The organism is Rugosimonospora acidiphila (assembly GCF_039543385.1).
GTDB classification, from domain to species: domain Bacteria; phylum Actinomycetota; class Actinomycetes; order Mycobacteriales; family Micromonosporaceae; genus Rugosimonospora; species Rugosimonospora acidiphila.
Genome location: NZ_BAABJQ010000018.1, coordinates 127448 through 151232, shown reverse-complemented (window position 1 = coordinate 151232; position 23785 = coordinate 127448). Strand labels below are relative to the sequence as shown.

General features: G+C 71.1%; 22 protein-coding genes, 1 tRNA gene and 1 pseudogene. 10 read left to right on the top strand and 14 right to left on the bottom strand.

All coding sequences use genetic code 11. From position 1 onward, the window contains the following. Positions 1–82 precede the first annotated feature (82 nt). Both glmU and ABEA87_RS27155 read right to left on the bottom strand, forming a co-directional pair. Positions 83–1534, bottom strand: a complete 1452-nt coding sequence (gene glmU / locus ABEA87_RS27160) for a bifunctional UDP-N-acetylglucosamine diphosphorylase/glucosamine-1-phosphate N-acetyltransferase GlmU (RefSeq protein ID WP_345634268.1) — start codon at positions 1532–1534, stop codon at positions 83–85. A 160-nt stretch (positions 1535–1694) separates the two neighbouring features. Continuing rightward, a tRNA-Gln gene (locus ABEA87_RS27155) sits at positions 1695–1766 on the bottom strand. 251 nt (positions 1767–2017) lie between these two features. On the opposite strand from ABEA87_RS27155, the gene ABEA87_RS27150 reads away from it, so the two are divergent. Together ABEA87_RS27150 and ABEA87_RS27145 are read left to right on the top strand one after the other, a co-directional pair. Next, on the top strand, positions 2018–2974 hold the full coding sequence (locus tag ABEA87_RS27150; RefSeq protein WP_345634266.1) for an acyl-CoA desaturase: 957 nt from the start codon (positions 2018–2020) through the stop codon (positions 2972–2974). A gap of 40 nt (positions 2975–3014) precedes the next feature. Next, the gene (locus ABEA87_RS27145) at positions 3015–3626 is read left to right on the top strand and encodes a TetR/AcrR family transcriptional regulator (RefSeq protein WP_345634264.1); all 612 of its coding nucleotides are present in this window, start codon (positions 3015–3017) and stop codon (positions 3624–3626) included. Between the two features lie 208 nt (positions 3627–3834). Here ABEA87_RS27145 and ABEA87_RS27140 read toward each other — a convergent pair whose 3' ends face one another. The 8 genes and pseudogenes from ABEA87_RS27140 to ABEA87_RS27105 form a co-directional block, all read right to left on the bottom strand. Continuing rightward, positions 3835–4296 (bottom strand): DUF4383 domain-containing protein, encoded by a 462-nt coding sequence (locus tag ABEA87_RS27140; RefSeq protein ID WP_345634262.1) that lies wholly within the window; start codon positions 4294–4296, stop codon positions 3835–3837. 94 nt (positions 4297–4390) lie between these two features. Beyond that, positions 4391–6286, bottom strand: coding sequence for an ABC-F family ATP-binding cassette domain-containing protein (locus ABEA87_RS27135; RefSeq protein WP_345634260.1), 1896 nt, complete (start codon positions 6284–6286; stop codon positions 4391–4393). A 49-nt stretch (positions 6287–6335) separates the two neighbouring features. Next, positions 6336–7286: a 4-(cytidine 5'-diphospho)-2-C-methyl-D-erythritol kinase gene (locus ABEA87_RS27130; RefSeq protein ID WP_345634258.1), complete on the bottom strand. Its 951-nt coding sequence runs from the start codon at positions 7284–7286 to the stop codon at positions 6336–6338. Between the two features lie 91 nt (positions 7287–7377). Next, positions 7378–8367 (bottom strand): annotated as a pseudogene (locus tag ABEA87_RS27125) (ribosomal RNA small subunit methyltransferase A); the annotation flags it as partial. A gap of 52 nt (positions 8368–8419) precedes the next feature. Further along, entirely contained in the window at positions 8420–8785 is a 366-nt protein-coding gene (locus tag ABEA87_RS27120; protein ID WP_345634256.1) for a type II toxin-antitoxin system PemK/MazF family toxin, read from the bottom strand. After that, positions 8782–9273: a hypothetical protein gene (locus ABEA87_RS27115; RefSeq protein WP_345634254.1), complete on the bottom strand. Its 492-nt coding sequence runs from the start codon at positions 9271–9273 to the stop codon at positions 8782–8784. Before ABEA87_RS27115 ends, ABEA87_RS27120 begins: the two co-directional genes overlap by 4 nt. 54 nt (positions 9274–9327) lie before the next feature. After that, entirely contained in the window at positions 9328–10170 is an 843-nt protein-coding gene (locus ABEA87_RS27110; protein ID WP_345634252.1) for a TatD family hydrolase, read from the bottom strand. 18 nt (positions 10171–10188) lie between these two features. Beyond that, positions 10189–10599 (bottom strand): winged helix-turn-helix domain-containing protein, encoded by a 411-nt coding sequence (locus tag ABEA87_RS27105; protein WP_345634250.1) that lies wholly within the window; start codon positions 10597–10599, stop codon positions 10189–10191. 215 nt (positions 10600–10814) lie between these two features. Between ABEA87_RS27105 and ABEA87_RS27100 the strand changes: the two genes are divergently transcribed. Continuing rightward, positions 10815–11081, top strand: a complete 267-nt coding sequence (locus ABEA87_RS27100) for a hypothetical protein (protein ID WP_345634248.1) — start codon at positions 10815–10817, stop codon at positions 11079–11081. A 236-nt stretch (positions 11082–11317) separates the two neighbouring features. Here the strand turns inward: ABEA87_RS27100 and ABEA87_RS27095 are convergent, their stop codons facing one another. Continuing rightward, positions 11318–11473, bottom strand: a complete 156-nt coding sequence (locus tag ABEA87_RS27095) for a hypothetical protein (protein WP_345634246.1) — start codon at positions 11471–11473, stop codon at positions 11318–11320. Between the two features lie 30 nt (positions 11474–11503). On the opposite strand from ABEA87_RS27095, the gene ABEA87_RS27090 reads away from it, so the two are divergent. From ABEA87_RS27090 to ABEA87_RS27080, 3 genes are all read left to right on the top strand, one after another. Continuing rightward, positions 11504–12334, top strand: a complete 831-nt coding sequence (locus tag ABEA87_RS27090) for a class I SAM-dependent methyltransferase (protein WP_345634244.1) — start codon at positions 11504–11506, stop codon at positions 12332–12334. Between the two features lie 82 nt (positions 12335–12416). After that, positions 12417–12653: a DivIVA domain-containing protein gene (locus tag ABEA87_RS27085; RefSeq protein ID WP_345634242.1), complete on the top strand. Its 237-nt coding sequence runs from the start codon at positions 12417–12419 to the stop codon at positions 12651–12653. 245 nt (positions 12654–12898) lie between these two features. Continuing rightward, entirely contained in the window at positions 12899–13846 is a 948-nt protein-coding gene (locus ABEA87_RS27080) for a ribose-phosphate diphosphokinase (RefSeq protein WP_345634241.1), read from the top strand. A 107-nt stretch (positions 13847–13953) separates the two neighbouring features. On the opposite strand, the gene ABEA87_RS27075 is transcribed toward ABEA87_RS27080, so the two are convergent. After that, complete coding sequence (locus ABEA87_RS27075) at positions 13954–15528, bottom strand: dolichyl-phosphate-mannose--protein mannosyltransferase (RefSeq protein WP_425570964.1); 1575 nt, start codon at positions 15526–15528, stop codon at positions 13954–13956. 533 nt (positions 15529–16061) lie between these two features. Here ABEA87_RS27075 and rsmI point away from each other — a divergent pair. Both rsmI and metG read left to right on the top strand, forming a co-directional pair. Then, entirely contained in the window at positions 16062–16904 is an 843-nt protein-coding gene (gene rsmI, locus ABEA87_RS27070) for a 16S rRNA (cytidine(1402)-2'-O)-methyltransferase (protein ID WP_345634240.1), read from the top strand. 43 nt (positions 16905–16947) lie between these two features. Beyond that, on the top strand, positions 16948–18732 hold the full coding sequence (metG, locus tag ABEA87_RS27065) for a methionine--tRNA ligase (protein ID WP_345634238.1): 1785 nt from the start codon (positions 16948–16950) through the stop codon (positions 18730–18732). A 69-nt stretch (positions 18733–18801) separates the two neighbouring features. On the opposite strand, the gene ABEA87_RS27060 is transcribed toward metG, so the two are convergent. Beyond that, positions 18802–20043 carry a hypothetical protein gene (locus tag ABEA87_RS27060; RefSeq protein ID WP_345634236.1) on the bottom strand — a complete coding sequence of 414 codons (1242 nt, stop codon included), beginning with the start codon at positions 20041–20043 and terminating at the stop codon, positions 18802–18804. 307 nt (positions 20044–20350) lie between these two features. Between ABEA87_RS27060 and ABEA87_RS27055 the strand changes: the two genes are divergently transcribed. Further along, positions 20351–20527 carry a hypothetical protein gene (locus ABEA87_RS27055; protein WP_345634234.1) on the top strand — a complete coding sequence of 59 codons (177 nt, stop codon included), beginning with the start codon at positions 20351–20353 and terminating at the stop codon, positions 20525–20527. A gap of 16 nt (positions 20528–20543) precedes the next feature. Further along, the gene (smpB, locus tag ABEA87_RS27050) at positions 20544–21122 is read left to right on the top strand and encodes an SsrA-binding protein SmpB (RefSeq protein WP_345634232.1); all 579 of its coding nucleotides are present in this window, start codon (positions 20544–20546) and stop codon (positions 21120–21122) included. Between the two features lie 142 nt (positions 21123–21264). Here the strand turns inward: smpB and ABEA87_RS27045 are convergent, their stop codons facing one another. Then, positions 21265–23754, bottom strand: coding sequence for a choice-of-anchor D domain-containing protein (locus ABEA87_RS27045; RefSeq protein ID WP_345634230.1), 2490 nt, complete (start codon positions 23752–23754; stop codon positions 21265–21267). Positions 23755–23785: the final 31 nt, after the last annotated feature.

Genomic DNA, 23785 nt, shown 5'->3' with positions numbered 1-23785 from the left:
GTCGGTCGGTGGTAGGGCGCCTGCCGGCCACGACCATTCCATCCGCGACCCCGGCCGGCCTCGGTGGCGCTACCCGACCAGCCTATTCGGTCTCGGTATCGGCCGCCGCCTCCGGGGTGTCCGCGGCGCGCAGCGCGCGCTGCGCCGCCTCCGCCGCCGGCGTCCCGGGTCGGTGACTTTCCGTCCAGCCCTCGAAAATCCGCTGCGGTCCGTTCGACACCGCGAGGCTGCCCGGGGGCACGTCACGGCGCACAACGGTACCCGCGCCCGTGTAGGCGCCGTCGCCGACCTCGACCGGCGCCACGAACATGTTGTCCGCGCCGGTGCGTGCGTAGTCACCGATGACCGTGCGGTGCTTGTCGACCCCGTCGTAGTTGACGGTCACCGAGGCCGCGCCGATGTTGGTGTGCTCGCCGATCGTGGCGTCCCCGATGTAGCTGAGGTGCGGGACCTTGCTCCCGCTACCGATGTCGGCGTTCTTCACCTCGACGAAGGTGCCGATCTTGCCCTTGCGCCCCAGGACCGTACCCGCGCGCAGGTAGGCGAACGGGCCGACCGAGGCGCCCGCCCCGATCTGGGCGCCGGAGCCGTGGGTACGCACGACGGAAGCGCCGTCGCCGATCGACACATCGGTCAGCGTGGTGTCCGGCCCGACCAGCGCGCCCTCGCCGATCACGGTCGACCCGCGCAGTTGGGTGTTGGGCTCGACCACCACATCCCGACCCAGGCTCACGGTGACGTCGAGCCAGGTGGTGGCCGGGTCGATGATCGATACCCCTTCGCGCATCCAGTGCTCGTTGATCCGGTCCCGCAGCACCGCCCTGAGCTGGGCGAGCTGCGCCCGGTCGTTGGCACCCAGCGCCTCGTCCGGATCGCCGGCCAGATGCGTGCGGACCGGGTGACCGCCCGCCACCAGCAGGCCGAGGACGTCCGTGAGGTACTCCTCGCCCTGGTCGTTGTCCGTGGACACCCGGCCCAGCGCGTCGCGCAGCAGGCCGGCGTCGAACGCGTAGGCGCCGGCGTTGATCTCGTGGATGGCGCGCTCGGCCGGGCTGGCGTCGCGCTCCTCGACGATCCGCTCCAGACCCTTCTCGCCGGTGATGATCCGGCCCAGGCCGCTCGGGTCGGCCACCTCGGCGGTCAGCAGCGTGGCCGCGTTCCCGTCCCGCTCGTGCCGCTCCACCAGGTCGACCAGCGTCTGCGAGCGGACCAGCGGAAGGTCCCCGTTGAGCACGACGACCGTACCGGAGGCCTCCGCCGGCAGCGCGACGCGCACGGCGTGCCCGGTCCCGCGCTGCTCGGCCTGCACCACCGGGGCGACGGCCGGCGCGATCTCGCCGAGGTGCTCGCGCACCCGCTCGGCGCCGTGACCCACGACGACCAGCGTCGCCTGCGCCTCCAGCGGGGCCGCCGCGGCCAGCACGTGACCGACGAGGCTCCGGCCGAGCAGGGTGTGCAGGACCTTGGGCAGGGCCGACTTCATCCGCTTGCCCTCGCCGGCGGCGAGGACGATGACGGTGCGTTGCTCGCTCACGCATGCTCCTAGGCGTCGGAAATAGCGCCGCAGGTCATGTTAGCCATGGGAGATGGGGCGACGGGCCGGGCATCGCACACTTGCCGTAAGCAGCACGATAAGGATTTCCCGGCGTTCGGGGCACCGATCCGGACTCGCTAAAAGGGAGTCCGGGGAGAAGCTCGGCCGCTAGGACTCGAACCTAGAAAACCGCCTCCAAAGGGCGGGGTGTTGCCAATTACACCACGGCCGACCGATGGCTGGCTAAGCCTACCGTTTCCCCGCCCCGATCGGGCAACCGCCGGCGCACGCGGTGGCGGGCCGGTCGGCCCGGCGGGCCTTACGCCGACCGGGTTACTCGCCTCCTGACCAGCCCCGACGAGGCCGCGGGCGCGGTACAACGCGAGAGAACTTCGGCAACATGCGGCGGCTCCCCTGTCGCGATTTGGGGGTCGTAAGTTACGGTGACGTAGGCGTAGCCAGCGATCAGCCACGAGGTGCCAGATGTCAACATCCGCCCTGCTCGACCCGCCGTCCTCGGCCGCCTCCGGACCGAAGCCGCTGACCGAGGGCAAGCAGCCGGTCGGCATCCTGATCGGCCTGTGGGCCTTCGTGGTGGCGCCGTTCGTCGCGCTGATCGTCGCCATACCCATCGCGTGGGGTGGCTGGCTGCACTGGACCGACGTCATCATCGGGATCGTCTTCTACTTCGCCGCCGGTTTCGGGGTCACCATCGGGTTCCACCGGTACCTGACTCACGGGTCGTTCAAGGCCAAGCGGTGGCTGCGCGTCACGCTCGCGATCGCCGGCGGGATGGCTGTGCAGGGCAACCCCACCCAGTGGGTCGCCGACCACCGCCGCCACCACGCGTACTCCGACCAGGAGGGCGACCCGCACTCCCCGTGGGCCTACGGCAGCGGGTTCTGGGGCCTGACCAAGGGACTCTGCCACGCCCACATGGGCTGGCTGTTCCACCGCGAGCTGTCCAACCGGGCCCGGTTCGCCCCCGACCTGATGGCCGACAAGGACCTGCGCAGGGTCGACAAGCTCTTCCCGCTCATCGTGGCGCTCTCGCTGCTCACCCCGGCTGCGGTCGGCGGGCTGGTCACCTGGTCGTGGCAGGGCGCGCTCACCGCGTTCTTCTGGGCCGGCCTGGTGCGGGTGTCGCTGCTGCACCACGTCACCTGGTCGATCAACTCGATCTGCCACGTGTTCGGCGATCACCCGTTCGAGACCCGCAACGGGGACCGGGCCGCCAACTTCTGGCCGCTGGCGATCCTGTCCTTCGGCGAGAGCTGGCACAACCTGCACCACGCCGACCCGACCTGCGCGCGGCACGGGGTGCTGCGCGGCCAGCTGGACTCGACCGCCCGCATGATCTGGATCTTCGAGAAGTGCGGATGGGTGTCCGACGTGCGCTGGCCCAAGCCCGAGCGGATCGCCGCCAAGCTGGCGCGATGAGCCGGTGACCGAAAGCCCCCGCAATACCGGCCGAGTCCGGATGTCGGCTGCTCAGCGCCGCGAGCAGCTCATCACCATCGGACGGCAGCTGTTCGCGGAGCGCGGTTTCGACGCGGCCTCGATCGAGGAGGTCGCCGCCCGGGCCAAGGTGTCCAAGCCGGTGGTCTACGAGCACTTCGGCGGCAAGGAGGGCCTGTACGCGGTAGTGGTCGACCGGGAGGTGCGGGCGCTGCTCGCCCGGATCACCAACGCGCTGACCGCTGGCCACCCGCGCGAACTGCTGGAGCAGGCCGCCCTCGCGCTGCTGGACTACATCGAGACCGATACCGACGGATTCCGGGTACTGGTACGGGAGTCCCCGGTCATGTCGGCCACGGGCAACTTCTCCAGCGTCCTCAATGACGTGGCCCACCAGGCGGAGCACATCCTGGGCGCGGAGTTCAAGCGCCGCGACTACGACCCGCACCTGGCCGAGCTGTACTCCCAGGCGCTGGTGGGCATGGTGGCGCTGGTCGGCCGGTGGTGGCTGGAGGTGCGCAAGCCGCGCAAGGAGACGGTGGCCGCGCACCTGGTCAACATCGCCTGGAACGGCCTGTCGCACCTGGAACCCCAGCCCACCCTGTCGACCCGGCCCGAGCGCCGCAACCGCTGACCTGCGCCCCCGCTGGCCTGCACCCCCGCTGACCCGCGTACGGCTCACCGGCGTACCGCTGCCTGCGTTGCCCGAACGGCAGCGCGTCCACTCTCGGATCCGGCGGCCGACCCCATAAACGGCGTTGCCGCCGCGACCTCGGTGGTCACGACGGCAACGGCGATGCCTTCGACTGGCGCTGCTCCGGCCTAGCCGGAGGCCGCCTCGCTCAGTGGTGGTGGTGCCGGAACGACTCCTCGGACGCGACGTCCTGGTCGGAGCCCGTCTTCCCGTACAGCCCGGCGGCGAAGACCACTACGCCGATGATGAACGACACCACGCAGTTGACCACCGAGAAGCCCAGGAAGTTGGCGTCGGTGCGCAGCAGGCCGAGCATGAGCATGCCGACCACCATGAACGCCAGGCCGGCGCCGATGTCGAGGTAGTGGTCGATGTTGCGACCGATGAAGACGGCCACCAAGATCACAATCCCGGCGATGATGGACAGGATGGCGAACGCCAGGTTGGTGCGCAACCCGAGGACCCAGTGCAGGTGGTCCTGGTCGAACAGGGACGCGCCGCTGGACTTGGTGGCGCCGATGATCCCGAAAATCAGGACGTACAGCCCGGCTAACGCCGTCAGCACCCGGTACAGCGGACGCAGCGGGTGGTTGATGGGGATGTGAGCCATGGAGTTCCTTCTTCGCCTGATCGTCGGTGTTCGCATGATCGCCGGTACTCACTCGAATTCTCGCGCACGCCCCCGGCCTAGTCGCGACCGGGCTTCACCCGTCACCCATCCGCTCAGCCAGGGCCAGCCACTCCTCCTCGGTCTGCGCGCGCTCGGCCCGCACCTCGCGCAGCTGGGCGTCGAGTTCGGTCACCTTCTCGTAATCCGTCGCGTGCTCGGCGAGCCGCTCGTGCAGCGCCGCCTCCCGCTCCTCCAGCCGGCCGACGAGCCGCTCCAGCCTGGCCAGCTCCTTGCGACCGGAGCGCAGCTCCGCCGCGGACAGCCCCGGCGCGTCGGCGCCCGGCGTGACCGCGGGGGCGGTGGCCGCGCCCTGGCCGGACGCCCCGGCTCCGGAGGCCCCCGCCCCTGACGCCCCGCCCCTGGTCGCACCGTTCCTGGTCGTACTGGTGGGTGCTGCGGCGCCCGGCCGGGCCGGCTCGCCCTCGATGCGCGCCAGGTACTCGTCCACACCCCCCGGCAGGTGCGTCAGCCGCCCGTCGCCGAACAGGGCGTACACCGTGTCGGTCACCCGCTCGACCAGGTACCGGTCGTGGCTGGCCACGATCAGCGTGCCGGGCCACGAGTCGAGCAGGTCCTCCAGCGAGGCGAGGGTGTCGGTGTCCAGGTCGTTGGTGGGCTCGTCGAACAGCAGCACATTCGGCTCGGTGGCCAGCAGCCGCAGCATCTGCAGCCGGCGCCGCTCGCCACCGGACAGGTCCGCCACCGGGGTCCAGATCCGCCGGTCGGTGAACCCGAACACCTCGGCCAGCTGGGCGGCGGACAGCTCGCGATCGCCCAGCATCACCCGCCGGGCCACCTCCTCGACCGCCTCCAGCAGCCGCAGATGCCCCGGCAGCTCGACCAGTTCCTGGGACAGGAACGCGGGCCGGACCGTGGAGCCGGTCACCAGCCGGCCGGCCGACGGCGCGAGCTGACCGACCAGCAGCCGCAGCAGGGTGGTCTTGCCGGCGCCGTTGGCGCCCAGCAGCGCCACCCGGTCCCCCGGCCCCACCTGCCAGTCGACCCCCGTGAGGATCGGCTTCTCACCGGCCGTCAGCGTCACCGAGTCCAGCTCGTAGACCTGCTTGCCCAACCGGGTGGTGGCCAGCCGCCGCAGCGAGACGGCGTCGCGGGCCGGCGGTACGTCCGCGATCAGCGCGTTGGCCGCGTCGATCCGGAACTTCGGCTTGCTGGTACGAGCCGGTGGCCCTCGGCGCAGCCAGGCGATCTCCTTGCGCAGCAGGTTCTGGCGGCGCGCCTCCGTCTCGGCGGCGACCCGCACGCGCTCGGCCCGTGCCAGGGTCCACGCCGCGTACCCGCCGTCGTACGCCCGCACGGTCAGGTCGGCGACCTCCCAGGTCCGGTTGGTCACCTCGTCCAGGAACCAGCGGTCGTGGGTGACCACCACCATCGCCCCACGCCTGGTCCGCAGGTACGCGGCCAGCCAGGAGACGCCCGCGAGGTCGAGGTGGTTGGTCGGCTCGTCGAGTACCAGCAGGTCCGACTCCCGGATCAGCAGCGCGGCCAGGGCCACCCGGCGGCGCTCCCCACCCGACATCGAGCCGACGGGAGCATCCAGGCCGAGCCCGGGCATGCCGAGCCCGGTCAGCACCGCACGCACGCCGGAGTCCCCGGCCCACTCGTGCTCGGCACCGAAACCGGAGGGCAACCACACGTCGCCGATGACGACGTCCCGGACGGTGGCGCCGGGCGGCAGCACGAGGGTCTGCGGCAGCGCCAGCACCCGCAGGTCCCGCCGGTGCGTGACCCGGCCCTGATCCGGCTCCTCGACCTTGGTCAGCAGCCGCAGCAGGGTGGACTTGCCGGCCCCGTTGAGGCCGACCACGCCTATCCGGTCGGAGTCGTCCAGCCCCAGGGACACGTCGCGCAGCAGCTGACCGGCCGCGCCGTAGCCCTTGCTGACCCGGTCAAGATTGACGATATTCGGCATGTTCTCCCTCGAATGGGGCCCTGTGCGGCGGTGCCGCTACGCCCTGGTCTCAGACCGCTCGCGCGCCGGCCACCGGCCCGAAGACCGGCACCGCCACCCGGCACGAGCCGGACGCGTTCAGGTCGGCGGCGATCTCCTCCGCCGAAGCGGCGTTACGCGCCAGGAACACGCAGCTCGGCCCGGATCCGCAGATCATCCCGGCCAGCGCGCCGGCCTTGCGCCCCCGGGCGAGGGTGGTGGCCAGATCCGGCCGCAGCGACAGCGCCGCGACCTGCATGTCATTGCCCAGCGCCTCGGCGAGGACCGCCGGGTCACGCTGACGGAGCGCGGCCAGCAGCAGATCCGCGTCGCCCAGCGGCGTCGGCGCGGCGTCGGCCGCCCGCAGGCGGTCCAGTTCTCCGTAGACCGCAGGGGTGGACAGGCCGCCCTCGGCCGCCGCGATCACCCAGTGCCACGAGGACGGCCGGACGAGCACCGGGCTGATCACCTCACCTCGACCGGTGCCGAGGGCGGTGCCGCCCAGGACCAGGAAGGGAACGTCCGAACCCACGGTGGCGGCGATCTCGGCCAGCTCGTCGCGGGTGCGGCCGGTGCCCCACAGCGCGTCACAGGCCACCAGCGCGGCCGCCGCGTCGGCGCTTCCGCCGGCGAGGCCGGCCGCGATCGGGATCTGCTTGCGCAGGTGCAGCCGGGCGTGCGCGGGCACGCCGGCGCGCTCGGCGAGCGCCCGGGCCGCGCGCAGCACGAGGTTGGACGCGTCCAGCGGCAGCGAGCCGGCACCCTCCCCCTCCATCGTGAGGGTCAACTGATCACCACGCCGGGCGGTCACCTCGTCGTACAGCGAGACGGCCTGGTAGATGGTGGTCAGCTCGTGGTACCCGTCGCGCCGCAGCGGCCCGACTCCGAGATGCAGATTGATCTTCGCCGGCACCCGCACCCGCACCGGCCCGGGGGCGCCGGTTCTTTGCCGGCCGTCCTCGTCAAACAGCGCCTCAGTCATGCGTCGACCCTCACCCGGAGCCACCCTCTGGTGCCGCGGAACCGGCCGGCACTCCCGGCGCCCGACCTGTTCACGCTGCCTCCCCTGCCCGCGCCGCGGCGATCGCGGCGAACTGCTCTATGGTGAGCGATTCACCGCGAGCCCGTGGATCCACCCCCGCCCGAACCAGAATTTCGGCGGCCGCGTCGGCTCCCCCGGCCCACTGGGCCAGGGCCGCCCGGAGGGTCTTGCGCCGTTGGGCGAACGCGTGGTCGATCACCGCGAAGGTCTCGCGCCGGTCGGCGCCCGCCGGCGGGCGGTGGCCCGCGAAGGCGACCAACCCGGAGTCGACATTGGGTACCGGCCAGAAGACGCTGGGTGGCACCCGCCCGGCCGGCCTGGCGGTCGCATACCAGGCCAGCTTGACGCTCGGCACACCGTAGACCCGGGAGCCCGGGCCGGCGGTCAGCCGATCGGCCACCTCTTTCTGGACCATGACAAGCCCGTGCCGCAGCGAGGGCAGGACCGCCAGCAGGTGCAGCACGACGGGCACCGCGACGTTGTACGGCAGGTTCGCGACCAGGGCGGTGGGCCCTCCGACGGCCCCGGCCGCGAGTTGCCCGGGTTCCCCCGCCCCCACATCACCGGCACCCGGGTCACCAGCACCCACGTCACCGGCACCCACGTCACCGGCACCCACGTCACCGACCCTCGGGTCAGCCGGCCGCGCGTCGGCCGCCCGCTGCTGATCGGCCCGCAGGTCGTTCGCGCTCAGCTTGAGGGCGTCCCTGTTGATGATCGTGAGCCGGTCGGCGTGACCGGGATCCCGCTGCGCGACGGTGTCGGCGAGGTTCCCGGCGAGCACGGGGTCGATCTCGATCGCGTAGACGTGGGAGGTCGCCGGCAGCAACCCGAGGGTCAGCGAACCGAGCCCCGGTCCCACCTCGATCACCACGTCGGCCGGGTCGAGATTGGCGGCGCGCACGATCCGCCGCACGGTGTTGGGGTCATGGACGAAGTTCTGCCCGAGGGTCTTGGTCGGCACGACGCCGAGGCGCCCCGACAATTCCCGGATCTCCGCCGGGCCGAGCAGACCGGTCACGGTGACCCAGCGTACGGTGCCGCTACGCGGCCCGCGCTTGGGCACACGGAGATCAACGGTCGAGCCCGAGCGCCTCACGAAGCGCGAGGTCGACGCTGCGCATCACGGCCGGGGAGAGCGTGCCGGCCAGGTCCACGAACCGGTCCCGCCTGATCTGCGTCACCGTGCCCGCGAGCACGCTCCCGGTCAGCGGCTCCCCGGAGCCGAGCGCCACGACGGTCGGCAGGTGCCGCCGGCGATCGGCGGTCGACACCCGGACGGCGACCAGGTGCTCCAGCGCCCCGGTCCGGTTGATCTCATCGGCGGAGACGACCAGCCACGGCCTCCGACCGACACCGGGAACGTCCAGCCAATACACCTCACCCCGACGGGGATGGGCCCCCCGCACGTCCATCGTCGCGGCCCGCGAGGCGCTCATCGCGCCCCACGCCGGCCGACCGCCGCAACGCCCGTGCCCGCGGCCCCCTTGCTGGCCGCGCCATGGCCGGCCAAGATCTCGCCGGCCGGGATTCCGCCGGCCGAGGTCTCGAGGGCCGGAGCCGCGCCGGCCGGGGTCTTGAGGGCCGGAGCCGCGCCGGCCGGGGTCTTGAGGGCCGGAGCCGCGCCGGCCGAGGGCTCGCCGCCGGACGCGTCCCCACTCAGCGCCGTGACCTCGCCGCTGACGCCCTCGTCGACGTAGACCTCGGCCAACTCCCGAAACGCCACGTCGGCCGAGTGGGCGCGGACGTGCTCGATGCCGGCATCGATCAGCACCCGGACGAGGGCTGCCTCGGCGGGAGAGTCATTCAACTCGATGCCACGGGCCCGCGCCCAGCCCCGCAGCTCCTCCTGATAGGGCCCGGGCTGCGCGAAGTCAGTCAGCGCACGCTCCTGGCCATCGGTCAGAGTGATCGTCGTCCGTCGCATGGCCTTTACAGTGCCGCAGAATTGTGATGCAGTCAAGTGATGCCGATGAGTGCATCAGGAGGCTGCGGACCACCCTCCGAAGACCCGTTCGGTGGTCGCGGAGATCGACGCGCACAGCTCATCGAGGTCGCGCCCGGTCGTCGCGGCCAGCGACCGCACCGTCAGCGGGATCAGGTAGGACGCGTTCGGCCGGCCCCGGTAGGGGGTTGGCGTCAGGTAGGGGGCGTCGGTCTCCACCATCATCTGGTCGGGAGGGGTGATCATCGCCGCCTCGCGGAGGTTCGCCGCGTTCTTGAAGGTGACCGTGCCGGCGAAGGAGAGCACGTAGCCCCGACGGACGCACTCGGCCGCGAACTCGCGGTCGCCGGAGAAGCAGTGCAGCACCACCGTGTCCGGCGCACCCTCCTCGTCGAGGACCCGCAGCACGTCGGCGTGCGCGTCACGGTCGTGGATCACCAGGGCCTTGCCGAACCGCTTCGCGATCGCGATGTGCGCCCGGAAGCTCCGCTCCTGCGCGGCCCGCCCGTCCTCGCCGGTCCGGAAGAAGTCCAGGCCGGTCTCGCCGACTCCGCGCACTCTCGGCCGCCCGGCCAGCTCCTCGACCGCGCGCAGCGCCGAGTCCAGGTCGGCCAGGCGCGGGGCCTCGTTGGGGTGCAGGGCGACCGCGGCGAGCACGGCCGGCTCGGCGTCCGCGAGGTCAGCCGCCCAGCGCGAGGACTCGAGATCGACCCCGACCTGCACCAGCCGGTCGATGCCCACGGCCCGCGCCGCCTCGATCCCGGCCGCCGGCTCACCGCCCACGATGTCGAGGTGGGTGTGGCTGTCGGGCACCGGCACGGCCAGCGGCTCGGGCGGTGGCGGCGGTGTCTCGGCGCGCTTCGATTCAGACTGCCTCACGATCGGCACTCTGCCAGGTCAGCGCGGGCTCTGCTGGGCCTGGGTCCGGTCGCCCGGATACAGCTCCTGGGAGCCGTCCGAACGCGAGATGATCAAAAATGGCACGCCTTCGCGGACGTCGTGCTCGCGCCGCTCGTCCGGCGACGGCATCCGGGTCCACACGCGGTCGCCCCGGCGCAGCTGCACGGTGTCGACCGGCCGCTGACTGCGCACGAAGGTGCCCCGCGGGGCCCGCACGTCCACCAGCCCCTCGCCCTTGAGTACCTCGATCGCCTTGCGCACGGTCGTCCGACTGACCCCGTGCTCCTGCCGGAGCCGCTCCTCGCTGGGCACTCGAGCGCCGTCCTGCAGTTCGCCCCTCAGAATCGCGTCGCGCAGCGTGTCGGCGATCTGCCGGTACTGAGCTCGGTCTGCGGTGGGATCGATCATGATGCCGACGCTACGTCGTCACGTACAGTCAAGAAGGCGCCTTTACGTACCTACGTAGGTATGGTATTTCTCTTTCGGGCAAGGGAACCGGTGTCGAGGGTGAGGCCGCCAGTGGCAGCTCGCCGGGGATCACCACGCCCCCTACCGCCCGTGTTTCGGCATAGCGCCGGCACGCCCGACTGAAGCGGGCCGCCGGTTTCCTGGGGAGGATCACCATGTCGCGCGTTCAGTACGACCCGGAGAATCCGCCCGAGCAGCCTCCGGAGGGGTGCGCCGACCCGCTGCTCTGGCGCGTGGCGCACGCACTGCACCTGGAACACCAGCCCGAACAGGACAGCCGCTGCACCTGCGGCGAGATGTTCCCCTGTTCCCGGGCCGGCCTGGCCGCACGCGGCATGCTGACCGCCTGCGTGCGCCGCCCACTCGATCCCGCCTCGCCCACCGCGCTCCGGCCCAGAAGGTGGTCGCACCGCGGGATCTGAGCAGGCGATTCGGCCTCGCGATCCGGTCCACAAATAGCCCGTTCACAGCGACCGAGCATCTCGGCCAGCCGTGACAACGGGCGACCCCGTCGTGCCCGAAACGTCGTGTTCAAGAACGTCGTGCTGGAGGACGTCGTGCTCAAGAACGTCGTGCCCGAGGCACAGGACCACGCACAGCGGACCCAACTGACACGGCCATGCAACCAGCAGAAAGGACAGCCCATGGCTTCACGGCGTCAGCTGCTCGCCACCGCCACCGCCACCGCCACCGCGACCGTCACCACCGCCGCCACGCGAACCGCACCGGTCGGCCCGGCGGTCGCCGCCCCAGCCCCGGTGGCCTGCGGCGGCACGGCGAGACCCGCCGCCCCGAGGGCGACAGGCAAGCTCACCCTCCTCCCTCGCCCGGAAGGAGGCCCGGCGTGACCGGCCCGGCAACCGAGGCGTACGCGCACGACAACGACCATGACAACGGCGGGTCCGTCGCGCCGCACGAGGCCCTGACCTCGCTGCTCGACCCGCTCAGCAGGTGGCGGATCACCGGCCTGCTCGATCTGACCGGTGCCCGATGCCTGGTGATCGGCGCGGGTGCGGGAAGCGTGGCCGCCTGGCTGGCGGACCGGGTGGGCCCGGACGGATCGGTCAGGACGATGGACACCGGCCCCCGGCTGATTCCGGACCACCCCCGGCCGTACCCGCCGCGGCCCGACCTCGTGGCCTCGCTACCGCCCGGCGAGACGTACGACCTGGTGCACGCCCGGTTGCTGCTGAACCAGCTGCCGCAGCGGCGCCGGGTGCTCCAGCGGCTCGCCGAGGCGGTCGCACTCGGCGGGGTGCTGCTGACCGAGGACTTCTGGCCCACGCCGCCGCACGAGATCGTGGCGCACGCCCAGACCGAGGAGGACGCGGCGCTGCTGCGCCGGTTCCACCTCACGCACCTGCGGATCCTCGCCGAGCACGGCAACGACCGCAGCTGGTCCCGGCGGGCCCTGCTCGCCTTCATGGAGGAGGGGTTCACCGAGGTACAGGCCGTCACGTACGGCGCCACCTGGAGCGGCGGCGGCCCCGGATGCCGGCTGCTCGACGCCGGGGCCGGTCAGTTGGAGGAAGAGCTACTCGCCGCCGGCCTGACCGACGAAGAGCTCGACCGGGTACACGTCCTGCTCGGCGACCCCTCGCTCGTGCTCCACGGACACCTGCTCTACAGCACCAGCGGGCGACGACTGTCCACCGAGGACGGTGAACGGGAGTGAACTCGATCGGACTCCCCGGCCGCGCCGGGCACACCGGATCACGGTGCTTCACGCGATGGGACGCCGGCCGATGATGCGACTGATGCACCCCCAGGAGGTGACCGGCGCGAAGTTCCGGCGCCGCTGGTTCTGGTTCGGCCTGGACGCCGCCGAGGTGCGGGCATTCCTCGGCCGGATCGCCGATGTGCTGGCAGCCCGCGATCAGATGGAGCGCGCGCTGCGACAGGAGATCCTCCACCTCCGCTCGGAGAACGAGCGGATCAAGCTCGGACTCAGGCGCTGGCAGGCCGAGCAGTACTCGACCCACCGACGCCGATGACCCCGTGCCCGGCCGGCACACGGACCTCCGCCCGGCCGGGCACGGTACCCGCCGGGGAGGCGTGGCCCGGGGCGGAGACGTGACCCGGGGCCGGAGAAGTGACCCGCCGGGGAGGCGTGGCGGGTGCCGGTTTCCGACCTGGCCGTCCGGTTCGCGGGGCGGTGCCGAACGGCCCGAAACGGTACTCGGTCACACTCCGCTCCGGGAGCCGATCGTGTCGCCCGGGTGCCGGCTATGGTTGCGGCGTGCACGAGGACATCGCGGTGTTCAGCGGCAACGCCCACCCCGAACTGGCCGCCGAGATCTGCGCTCACCTGGGCACTCCGTTGCGCCCGGTGCGGGTCAGCCGGTTCGCCAACGACTGCCTGGAGGTTCAGCTCCAGGCCAACTGCCGCGAGCGGGACGTCTTCCTGATCCAGCCGCTGGTCCCCCCGGTTCAGGAGAACCTGGTCGAGCTGCTGCTGATGCTGGACGCCGCCAAGGGCGCGTCCGCCGCACGCACCACCGTGGTGCTCCCCCACTACGCGTACGCCCGGTCCGACAAGAAGGACGCCCCGCGCATCTCGATCGGCGGCCGGTTGGTGGCCGACTTGATGGTCGCCGCCGGCGCCGACCGGGTGCTCGCGATGACCCTGCACTCCCCGCAGGTACACGGGTTCTTCAGCGTGCCCGTTGATCATCTGCACGCCCTGCGTGAGCTGGCCGCGCACTTCCGCCAGTACGACCTGGACAATGCGGTGGTCGTCTCGCCCGACCTGGGCAACGCCAAGCCGGCCGCCGACTTCGCCCGGCTCCTCGGGGTACCGGTCGCCGCCGGCGCGAAGCAGCGGTACGAGGACGACCGGGTGAGCATCAGCGCGGTCATCGGCGAGGTGATGGGCAAGGACGTCATCGTTCTCGATGACGAGATCGCCCGGGGCAGCACCGTGCTGGAGCTACTCGACCGGCTGCGCGAGCTGAAGGTCAACTCGATCCGGGTGGCCTGCACACACGGGCTGTTCGCGGATGGGGCCCTGGACCGGATCAGCGCGGCGGAGGACGTGCTGGAGGTGGTCTGCACCAACACGGTGCCGATCCCGCCGGACAAGCAAATGCCGAAGCTCCGGGTGCTGTCGATCGCGCCGGCGCTCGCCGAGGCGATGCGCCGCATCCACAACGGTGAGTCCGTCAGCGTCCTGTTCGACCAGGTCTGAGCCCCGGCCGGGCCACGACCGGACCAGGGAGCGACTGGGCTAATGGGCCCGCCCACCGGCTGCGGCGCGCAGCGGGCGGGACGGGCCCGCTACGGGACGGGGCCTCGCTAGATCCAGCGGTTACCCAACCACATTCGAGCCAGCCACTGGGCGTAGGTGATGACCTTCCCGACGTAGATCGGGTAGAAGTACGCGAAGATCACCGCCACCGCCACCATATAGGCGCCCGCGAATACCGTGCCCATGAGTCTTCGGTCGGCTGGTTCAAGCAGCTCGATGCCCCCGGGCGAATGGGTGGTCGCGACGTTGCGGGCCGGGCTGCGGATCAGCGCGCCAAGTACATAGACAACGGCCAGGATGAGGAACGGTTCGGCCGGCGCGACGTAGAAGTAGAACATCGTCCGGTCGTCGGCCTCGTAGGGGAACCACGGCAGGATGCTCGCCATCACGCCGAGGCCGATGGCCAGCGCGCGCCAGTCCCGGCGGCTGATCCCGAACCAGGCCAGCCCGAACAGCGCCGGGATGAACGACCACCACAGCACCGGAGTGCCCAGCAGCAGTACCTCCGACGAGCACGTCGCCGCGCCGCACGTTCCGCTGCTGTTGTAGGAGAACGCGACCGGCCTGCCCAGCAGCAGCCACTGCCAGGGCCAGGACTGGTACGGGTGTGGGGTGGTCAGCGTGTCGTGGAAGTGCAGTGCCTCTCGGTGGTAGTGCCACAGGTTGACCAGCGAGCCGATGATCGGCAGCTCCCGGTGCCCCTGCGAGGCGAGCCAGTGCCGATCCCAGCCCTGGCTGCTGGCGAACCATCCGGTCCAGCTGGCCAGGTAGACGCCGATGATCACCAGCCCGAATACGGCCACCCAGCCGATCTCGTCCAGGAACGCGTCCCGCCAGGGGCGCCGGACACCGGCGCTCTTGCGGGTGCCGACCTCCCAGAGATAGATCAGCACCACGAACACGATGATGTACCAGAGGGCGCTCCACTTGACCGCCATCGCGCAGCCGGTCATCACCCCGGCGGCCAGCCGCCACCATGGCATCGCGAACGGCGGGCGCCCATCGCGATTGGGGGAGGTGGGGTCCATCCCCCGCTCCAGCGCCCGTAGCCACCGGCGACGATGATGCTCCCGGTCCATCACCAGACAGGCGAACGCGGCCAGCACGAACATCAGCAGGAAGATGTCCAGCAGCGCCACCCGGGACAGCACGAACTCCAGCCCGTCGAGCGCCATCAGCAGCCCGGCCGCGCACCCCAGCACGGTGGAGCGGAACAACCGCCGGGCCAGCCGGATCACGATCAGCACGGCGATGGTGCCGGCGATCGCCGCCGAGATCCGCCAGCCGAAGTCGTTGTACCCGAAGACGGCCTCGCCGGCGCCGATCAGCCACTTGCCCAGCGGCGGGTGCACGACGAAGGAACCAGTATTCGTCTTGTCGTCCCATTCCACGCCGTGCAGGAGCAGGTGGTGGGCGTCGACCGCGTAGTAGACCTCGTCGAAGATCTTCCCCTTGGGATGACTGAGGTTGACCAGCCGGATTATCGCGGCGATCGCCACGATCACCGCCGTGGCGACCCAGGATCTCCACCCATCGGACGGCATCGGCGGTGCGAGCCGCCGACGGGTGATCTCTGGCACCGCTGGCGCCTGGTCGGCCGCCTCGGGCCCGGGCTCGGTCATCACCGCCGAAGTCACGCCTGCGATCGTAGGCTGCGCTCGGCTGCTGGGCACACCCGTCGCGCATCGGATCTGAACCGCGGCCGGCCGGGCCGCCCCGACAACCGGGTCCGCAGTGGGCCACTCGGCCCCGTCCGCCCTGCTCAGCGGCCGGAATCGGCTCGACCCGCGACCGCGCCGGGCAGGGCGCCAGCCGATCCGGCAAGGGTCCGGGAGGCGGTGCGGAGCCTGGCACGACCCCGAGATGGCCCACGAGAGTTCGACAAGATCCTCGGAAATGGCTCAGGAAAGCCCAACAAGACCCTCGGAGACGGCTCGGGAAAGTCGGCGAGGCCCGGCAGGCACCGGATCGGCGACTCCCCGTGGGCGGGGACGGCCGTACCAGCTGAGACGACGAGACCGACGGGGACGGCCGGACCGGCCGGGACGGGGGGGGACCGGCTGGAACGGAGGGATCGCTCGGGGAGATGGGACCGCCCGGCAGGGCGCCCGGCGCGGCCGGGGAAGATAGGCAGTCAGGCAACGAAGGGGGCGCGGTGGACACTCAGGGACGACTGCTCCTGGTCGGCGCGCCGCTCGGCAACGTCGCGGACGCCTCGGCCCGGCTGCGCACCGCCCTGGTCGAGGCCGACCTGGTGGCGGCCGAGGACACCCGCCGGCTGATCCGGTTGGCCCGCGAACTGGACATCGTGCTGCCCGGCCGGATCGTCTCGTACTTCGAGGGCAACGAGGAGCGGCGCACTCCCGACCTGGTCGAGGCGATGCTTTCGGGAGCGGTGGTAGCGGTGATCACCGACGGCGGCATGCCGAGCGTCTCCGATCCGGGATACCGGCTGGTCCGGGCGGCCATCGAGGCGGGCATACCGGTCACCTCAGCACCCGGGCCGAGCGCGGTGACCACCGCGTTGGCCCTGTCCGGGCTGCCCAGCGACCGGTTCTGCTTCGAGGGATTCCTGCCCCGCAAGCCGGGCGAGCGGCGGTCCCGGCTGGCCGCGCTCGGCGCCGAGGAGCGGACCCTGGTCTTCTTCGAGGCTCCGCACCGCATCGCCGCCACGCTGGCCGACCTCGCGGCCGCCTTCGGCGACGGGCGACCGGCCGCGCTGTGCCGGGAGCTGACCAAGACCTACGAGGAGGTCGTCCGGCTGCCGCTCGGCGAGCTGGTCGAGTGGGCCGGGGCCAACCCGCCGCGAGGGGAGATCACCCTCGTGGTGGGCGGGGCGCCGGTCGCCGCCGCGGTGCGGCCGAGCGACGCGGCGCTGCTGGCCGAGGTGGCCGACCTGGAGGCCGCCGGTACGCCGCGCAGGGACGCCATCGCCGAAATTGCCCGGTCGTACGGTCTGCCCAGGCGGGAGGTCTACAACCTCGTGGTGGCCGGCTAATCGATTTCGGGCGTGCCGCACCCAGCCACTACGCTGGTACACCATGAGCCACGTTCTCGCCGCGGTCGCCTGGCCGTATGCCAACGGCCCGCGCCACATCGGTCATGTGTCCGGCTTCGGGGTTCCCTCCGACGTTTACAGCCGGTACATGCGGATGGCCGGCCACGACGTGCTCATGATCTCCGGCACGGACGAACACGGCACGCCGATCCTGGTCCAGGCGGAGCGCGAGGGCGTCACCCCCCGCGAACTGGCCGACCGGTACAACCGGCTGATCGTCGAGGACCTGCACGCGCTGGGCCTGTCCTACGACCTGTTCACCCGGACCACCACGCGCAACCACTACGCGGTGGCGCAGGAGCTGTTCCGCGGGGTGCACCGCAACGGGTACATGATCAAGGAAGTCACCCAGGGCGCCATCTCGCCCTCCACCGGCCGGACCCTGCCCGACCGCTACATCGAGGGCACCTGTCCGATCTGCGGGTACCCGGAGGCCCGCGGCGACCAGTGTGACAACTGCGGCAACCAGCTCGACCCGGTCGATCTGATCAACCCGCGCTCCCGGATCAACGGGGAGGCGCCGGAGTTCGTCGAGACCGAGCACTACCTGCTGGACCTGCCGGCCCTGGCCGACGCGCTGTCGGAGTGGCTCAAGGCCCGCACCGACTGGCGCCCCAACGTGCTCAAGTTCGCGCTCAACCTGCTGGACGACGTCCGGCCCAGGGCGATGACCCGGGACATCGACTGGGGCATCCCGGTTCCGCTGCCCGGCTGGGAGGACAACCCGAACAAGCGGCTGTACGTCTGGTTCGACGCGGTCGTCGGGTACCTGTCGGCGGCGATCGAGTGGGCCCGCCGTTCGGGCGATCCGGATGCCTGGAAGAAGTGGTGGTCGGCCGACGCCGAGGACGCCCGGTCGGCGTACTTCATGGGCAAGGACAACATCACCTTCCATGCCCAGATCTGGCCGGCCGAGCTGCTCGGGTACAACGGCGAGGGCTCCCGGGGCGGTGAGCCGGGCGGGTACGGCAAGTTGGCGCTGCCCACCGAGATCGTATCCAGCGAGTACCTGACGATGGAGGGCCGCAAGTTCTCCTCGTCCCGTTCCGTCGTCATCTACGTGCGCGACTTCCTGTCCCGATACGACGCGGACGCGCTGCGGTATTTCATCGCGGTGGCCGGGCCGGAGACGACGGATACCGACTTCACCTGGTCGGAGTTCCTGCGGCGCAACAACGACGAGTTGGTGGCCGGCTGGGGCAACCTGGTCAACCGGTCGGTGTCGATGGCCGCGAAGAACTTCGGCGCCATCCCGCCGGCCGGGCCGCTGACCGAGGCCGACGAGGCACTGCTGGCTTCGGTCCGCACCGCGTTCGACACGGTGGGCGACCTGATCGCCAGGCACCGCCAGAAGCAGGCCATCAACGAGGCCATGCGGGTCGTGGGCGAGGCCAACAAGTACCTGTCGGACCAGGCGCCGTGGAAGATCAAGGATGACCCGGAGCGGCTCGGCACCATCCTGCACGTGGCGCTGCAGGCGGTCAGCGACTGCAACATCCTGCTGACCCCGTTCCTGCCGCACGCCGCACAGACGATCCACGAGCTGCTGGGCGGGTCGGGGGTGCACGCACCGCTGCCGTCCATTGTGGAGGTTGAGGACCTAGACGGTGGGCCGGCGTACCCGGTGCTGACCGGCGACTACACCAAGGGCGCGCGCTGGATGTCGGTGCCGATCGAGCCGGGCCGGAAGGTGGCCGCCCCGAAGCCGGTGTTCAAGAAGCTGGACAAGTCCATTGTGGACGAGGAGCTGGCCCGCCTCGGCGGCTGACCCGACCCACCCGAGCCGGCCGGCCGCCACCCGGCCGGCCGGACGGCCATCACGCAACAGCGGTCGGGCTCAGGAAACCGGGGCGACGGCCGGACCGAGGTCGTACTCGGTGTCGACGTCACGGTACCCCGCCGTCTCCGCCCGGGGCGCCCAGGTCTCGTAGATCCCGCGCTCGATGCAGCTCGCGCCGAGCTGGGTGACCGATTCGGCATCCGGCCGGATCAACCGCACCCGCAGCCATTCGCCCTCGTCGCGCACGACGGTGCACGGCACCCTGCGCCAGGTCACGTACGGCGTGCGCCGGTAGAGCGTCTCGACCGCGTAGCGCGCGGCCCTCGTCTTGGCCAGCACCCGGAACTCGCCGGGCGGATCCGCGATCGCCTCGTAATCCTGCCCGCGGTGGCGCCCCATCAGCTTGGTCGGCGCCGGCGGGATCATGAAATACTCCTGCTCCGGCGCGATCCCAGGGACCGCAGCGAACAGCCACCTCCACTGTGGACCGAACATCCGGCCCCAGGCCCGCTGCTCCGGCAGGTACCGGTAGAGCACCACCTCGGTGCCGTCCTCGGTGTACGCGACCAGCTCGGCGAACGCGGTCAGCGGCAGGTCGGCCAGGTTGGCGGTGACGAACTCCGGGATGACGTGCTGACCGGACGGCGTGAAACCGGTGCCGAGCACCGGCGAGCCGAGCCGGTCGGCGGGCGGCATCCTGGTCAGCCCGGCGTAGTCGCCGGCGAACGGGACCTGGTAGTCGAGGGAGTCGACGGCCCGCCAGCGCAGGGCGAAGACGGCCGGGTCCGCACGGCCGTCGTCGCCGTCGCTGCGCAGCACCGACAGCTCGGCCGGCGTCCGCAGGTGGGCGGTGTCGTACTCCCGGTAGCAGAAGCCCTGCGGGAGCCAGCCGTGCAGCTGCCCGGCCAGCTGGCGGCCGGACAGCACCTTGACCATCCGGGTGCCCCGGGACACCTTCGCGCTGAGCCGGATCCGGGCCACCAGGAGGCCGCCGTCGTCGGCGTGGCTCGACTGGCTGAGCTGGTGCACGGATGACCAGGACAGGCCGCGGGACACCGGCGCCGACAGCGGCTGCTCCTGGGGTACCGGCGGCCGGCCCTCGATCACGTAGATCTCGGCGGCCGGGACGAAGCGGCGGTACAGCTTGCGGGCACCGGGTCGCGGATTGGGCAGAAAGCCGTCCACGGGCGTTACCGAGAAGATTTCGAACGCGGCGCCCTTGGCGACGGGTTCGGCCGAATAGTCGCTTCCCTCGTAGCGAACTCGGATGCGTTCGGCGGCGGGATCAGTCCCGGGCACGCCGCCGTCTGGCCGATCGGGCGCCACTTGCCCAGCAAATACCACGATCCTCAACCATAGGAGCGGTCCGCCGAGAATTGGTTAACGGAATGTGAACTTTGCCAGGGCTGGGGCACTGCCTGGCCAAACGGACGATGTGCGATCCCTTGCGCAACCCGCTATACGGCGAATTCTGGCGGAAGCCGGTTGTTTTCCGGCGCCGACCAGATTATTTCCCGTCCCCCGCGCAGTTAACTCTTTCTCGGCAGCGGCCCTCACTCAATCAAGCCCGGCAAAAGCACCGCGAATGGCCTGACGGGGATGAGACTTGGAGAATACGGCCTACCCGACCGGCGAGCCGGAGGAGCGGGAGCGTGGCGGGCACGGGGAGAGCTCAGCCGGCGTCGCCGGGGCATCGGCCGCCGCCCCCGTCGCCGAGCGGTGCGGCATGCTGGAGAGCATGAGCACGGAGGGCGGCATCAGGCGAGAGTCGGTGCGGCCATGAGCCGGGGGGTGCGGCCATGAACCGGGGCGGAACGGCGGCGAGCCGGGGCGGTGCGGCGTCCGGCCGGGGCGGTGCGGTCACGACCAGGCGCACACCCCGCCAGCTCGTCGCGTCGAACCGGAAGGCCCGGCACGACTACACGATCCTGAAGTCGTACGAGGCGGGCATCGCCCTGCTTGGTACCGAGGTCAAGTCGCTGCGGGCCGGCCACGCCTCGCTCGTCGACGCGTTCGCGCATGAGCACGACGGCGAGCTGATGCTGCACGGGCTGCACATCCCGGAATACTCCCCCGGCTCCCGGGCCGACCAACGCACCGTCCACCAGCCGCGGCGCACCCGCAAGCTGCTCCTGCACCGGGTCGAGATCGACCGGATCCTCGACCGGCTGCGGGAGGCCGGCATCGCGCTCGTGCCGCTGTCGCTCTACTTCGAGAACGGCTGGGCGAAGGTCGAGATCGCCCTGGCGCGTGGGCGGCGGTCCTACGACAAGCGGCAGGCCATCGCCGAGCGGGACGCGAACCGGGAGATCACCCGCGAGCTGAGCCGCCACCTGAAGGGCCAGCACCTCCGGGCCCGGCACCGCGCGACCCGATAGGCGCGACCCGATAGGCGCCACCCGATAGGCGCCACCCGATAGGCGCCACCCGATAGGCAAGAGCCCGAACGGCCCACCGGCGACCGGAGCCGGCGACCGGAGCCGGCGGGAGTCAGTCCCGCCGGCGCCGGTCGCACGTGCCTCAGTTGGCGTAGGCCTCGAACTCCGCGAGCTGCGCGGCCGGCCACTGATCGTTGCTGGTGAACGACAGCCGGACGTACTGCGCCGACGAGGACGGGATCGGGATGGTGGCGGCGTTGTTGTCCACGCCGGGGTCGAACACCACCCCGGTCGCCGGGGCGACCGTCGTGAAGTCCGTACCGTCGGTGCTCGTCGCCACCGCGATCGTCTCGGTACGGGTACCCCAGCCGGGCGGCAGCTTGAGCACGAGGCGGCCCACGCTCTTGGCCGCGCCGAGGTTCACCGTCAGGGTCTGGGTACCGGGGAAGACCCCGCCCGTGCCGTCCTGGCTCTCCCAGTACGACGACTGGTTCGCGTCGTTCGTGTTGGCCGCCGGGAACCCGTCGGTGATGGTGCTGGCCGTCATCGTGGCACCCAACGTCAGGTTCCCGTTCGGATCGAACCCGACCCCGGTCAGCGCGATGGCCGGCGGGAACGGCGCGTCCGTGCCCACCAGCAGGGTACCCGTGTGGTTACCCGGCGACGACGGCGTGAACGTGACGGTCACGTGGCACGAGGCCCCGACCGCGAGCGACGCCCCACAGTCGTTCGTCTGCGCGAAGTCGTCGCTCACCCGTACCGAACCGAGCGAGGCCGCGTCCGGCCCCGGGTTGCTGATGGTGAACGTCTGCGGCGCGCTGGTCACGCCCGGGTCCACCACGCCGAAGTACGCGCTGCCCGGGCTGTGCTGCAGGATGCCGCTCGGCGGCATGTCGTCGCACCAGGTGCTGTCCCAACCGCTGTTGCCCGTGCCCTTGTCGATGACCAGGCCGTACCCGCAGTCGTACACGCCGGCGATGCCCTGCGCCCCGCTGGCCTTGACGTTCGACATGGTGACCGAGCCACCGGACTGGATCTGCACCACGAACGTGCCGACGTTCTTCACCGTCAGGTGATCGATGTCGATATTCGTGTTCGTGGAGCCGACGAACTGAACGGCCTCGTACGGGCTGTCGAGGATCGTGTTGTTCGTGACGTCGATGCTGCCGGACATCGGTTCGTCGAGCGCGTAGAACCACATCGCGCCGACGCCGAACTGCCAGTTCGGGTCGAGCACGCCCGCGCGTTCGAGCAGGTTGCCGGCGATGGTCGTGGTGCCGGACAAGGCAACCGCGCCGAACCGGTTGCCGACCTGGATGCCGCCGCCCTGGGTGAGGGTGTCCGTGACGTGGTTGTTGGTGATGGCGTTGTCGTGACCGCCGTACACCGCGATGTTGTTGGCCAGGATCGGCAGCACGACCGTGTCGTGGTCGATGGTGTCGTTGGCATCGGCGCCACCGCTGGAGTTCAGCGCTATCCCGTCGTCACCGGTGTCGCGGACGTAGGAGTTCGTGATGCTCGAACCGGTGATGCCGTCGTGCAGCGTGATGCCGTCGGCCATGGTGTCCTCGACGGTCGCATCGCTGATCCTCAGTCCGTCGAACGGGCCGTCGAACCACATGCCGACCTTGGTGTGCTGGACGAAGACGTGGCTGATGGTCGAGTTGGCGAGCGCGCCGCCGAAGCCGTTGAGGTCGGCGGAGTCGTCGCGGTTGGCGACCCGACCGATGACGGCGAGGTCCGACACGTGCACGTTGCCGCTCGGCGTCGGGTTGGACCTGCCGTACACGCCGACGCCCGCGCCGGTCAGCGTCGTGTACCACTGCCCCGCACCCTTGACCGTCACGTTGTCGACGATCAGGTGCCCGTTGACCTGGAAGGTGCCGAGCGGGATGAAGACCGTCCGGTGCTTGGCCTCGCCGGCGTTGATGGCGTTCTGCAGCGCGGCCGTGGAGTCCTTCCGGCCGGTCGGGTCTGCGCCGTAGGCGAGCGCGTTGACCGAGCCGGCCGGGGGCAGCAGGGTCGGCAGACCCACCAGGGAGAAGTCGGCGACGTCGATGGTGGTCGCGGCGGCCCCGGCCGGAAGTTGCAGCCGCACCCGGGTGCCGGGCAGCAGCGGGATCGGGAAGTTGGTGCGCACGTCGTCGTAGAAGTGCTGCTGCTGACCGTCGGCGGGGTTGTTGGTGAACGGGTAGAAGCCGTACAACCAGCTGTATTGCGAGGTGAGCGTCAACGTCTGTGCCTTGAACCCGTCGACGTAGACCGAGAGCGGGGACGTCCGCCCCTTCCCGTCGGCGGTGTCCGGGATGGAGTAGTGCAGGTCGAGGGCGTTGGCGGGCTTGGTGAGCGTGAACTCGACGTACCCGCCAGTGCCGGACAGCGTCACCGCCTTGCGGCCCACCGCCTCCGCGGGCAGCTGACCGAAGTTGGTGCTCGGGCCGATGCGGGTGCCGTTGGTTCGCGCGCTGGCGGCGCTGTACTCCGTGAACGCGACGGCCGCCCCGCTCGCGCTCGGCGCCGGAACGGCCGGCCCGGGCCTCGATGCCGAGGCCGGGGCGGACATCGCGGCGGCGGCCACGGTGCCCGAGGCGAGGACCATCGCGAGCGCGACGGCCCTCCTGACGAGATGCATGGCATCACCCTTCGATAACGGGCGTGGAAAC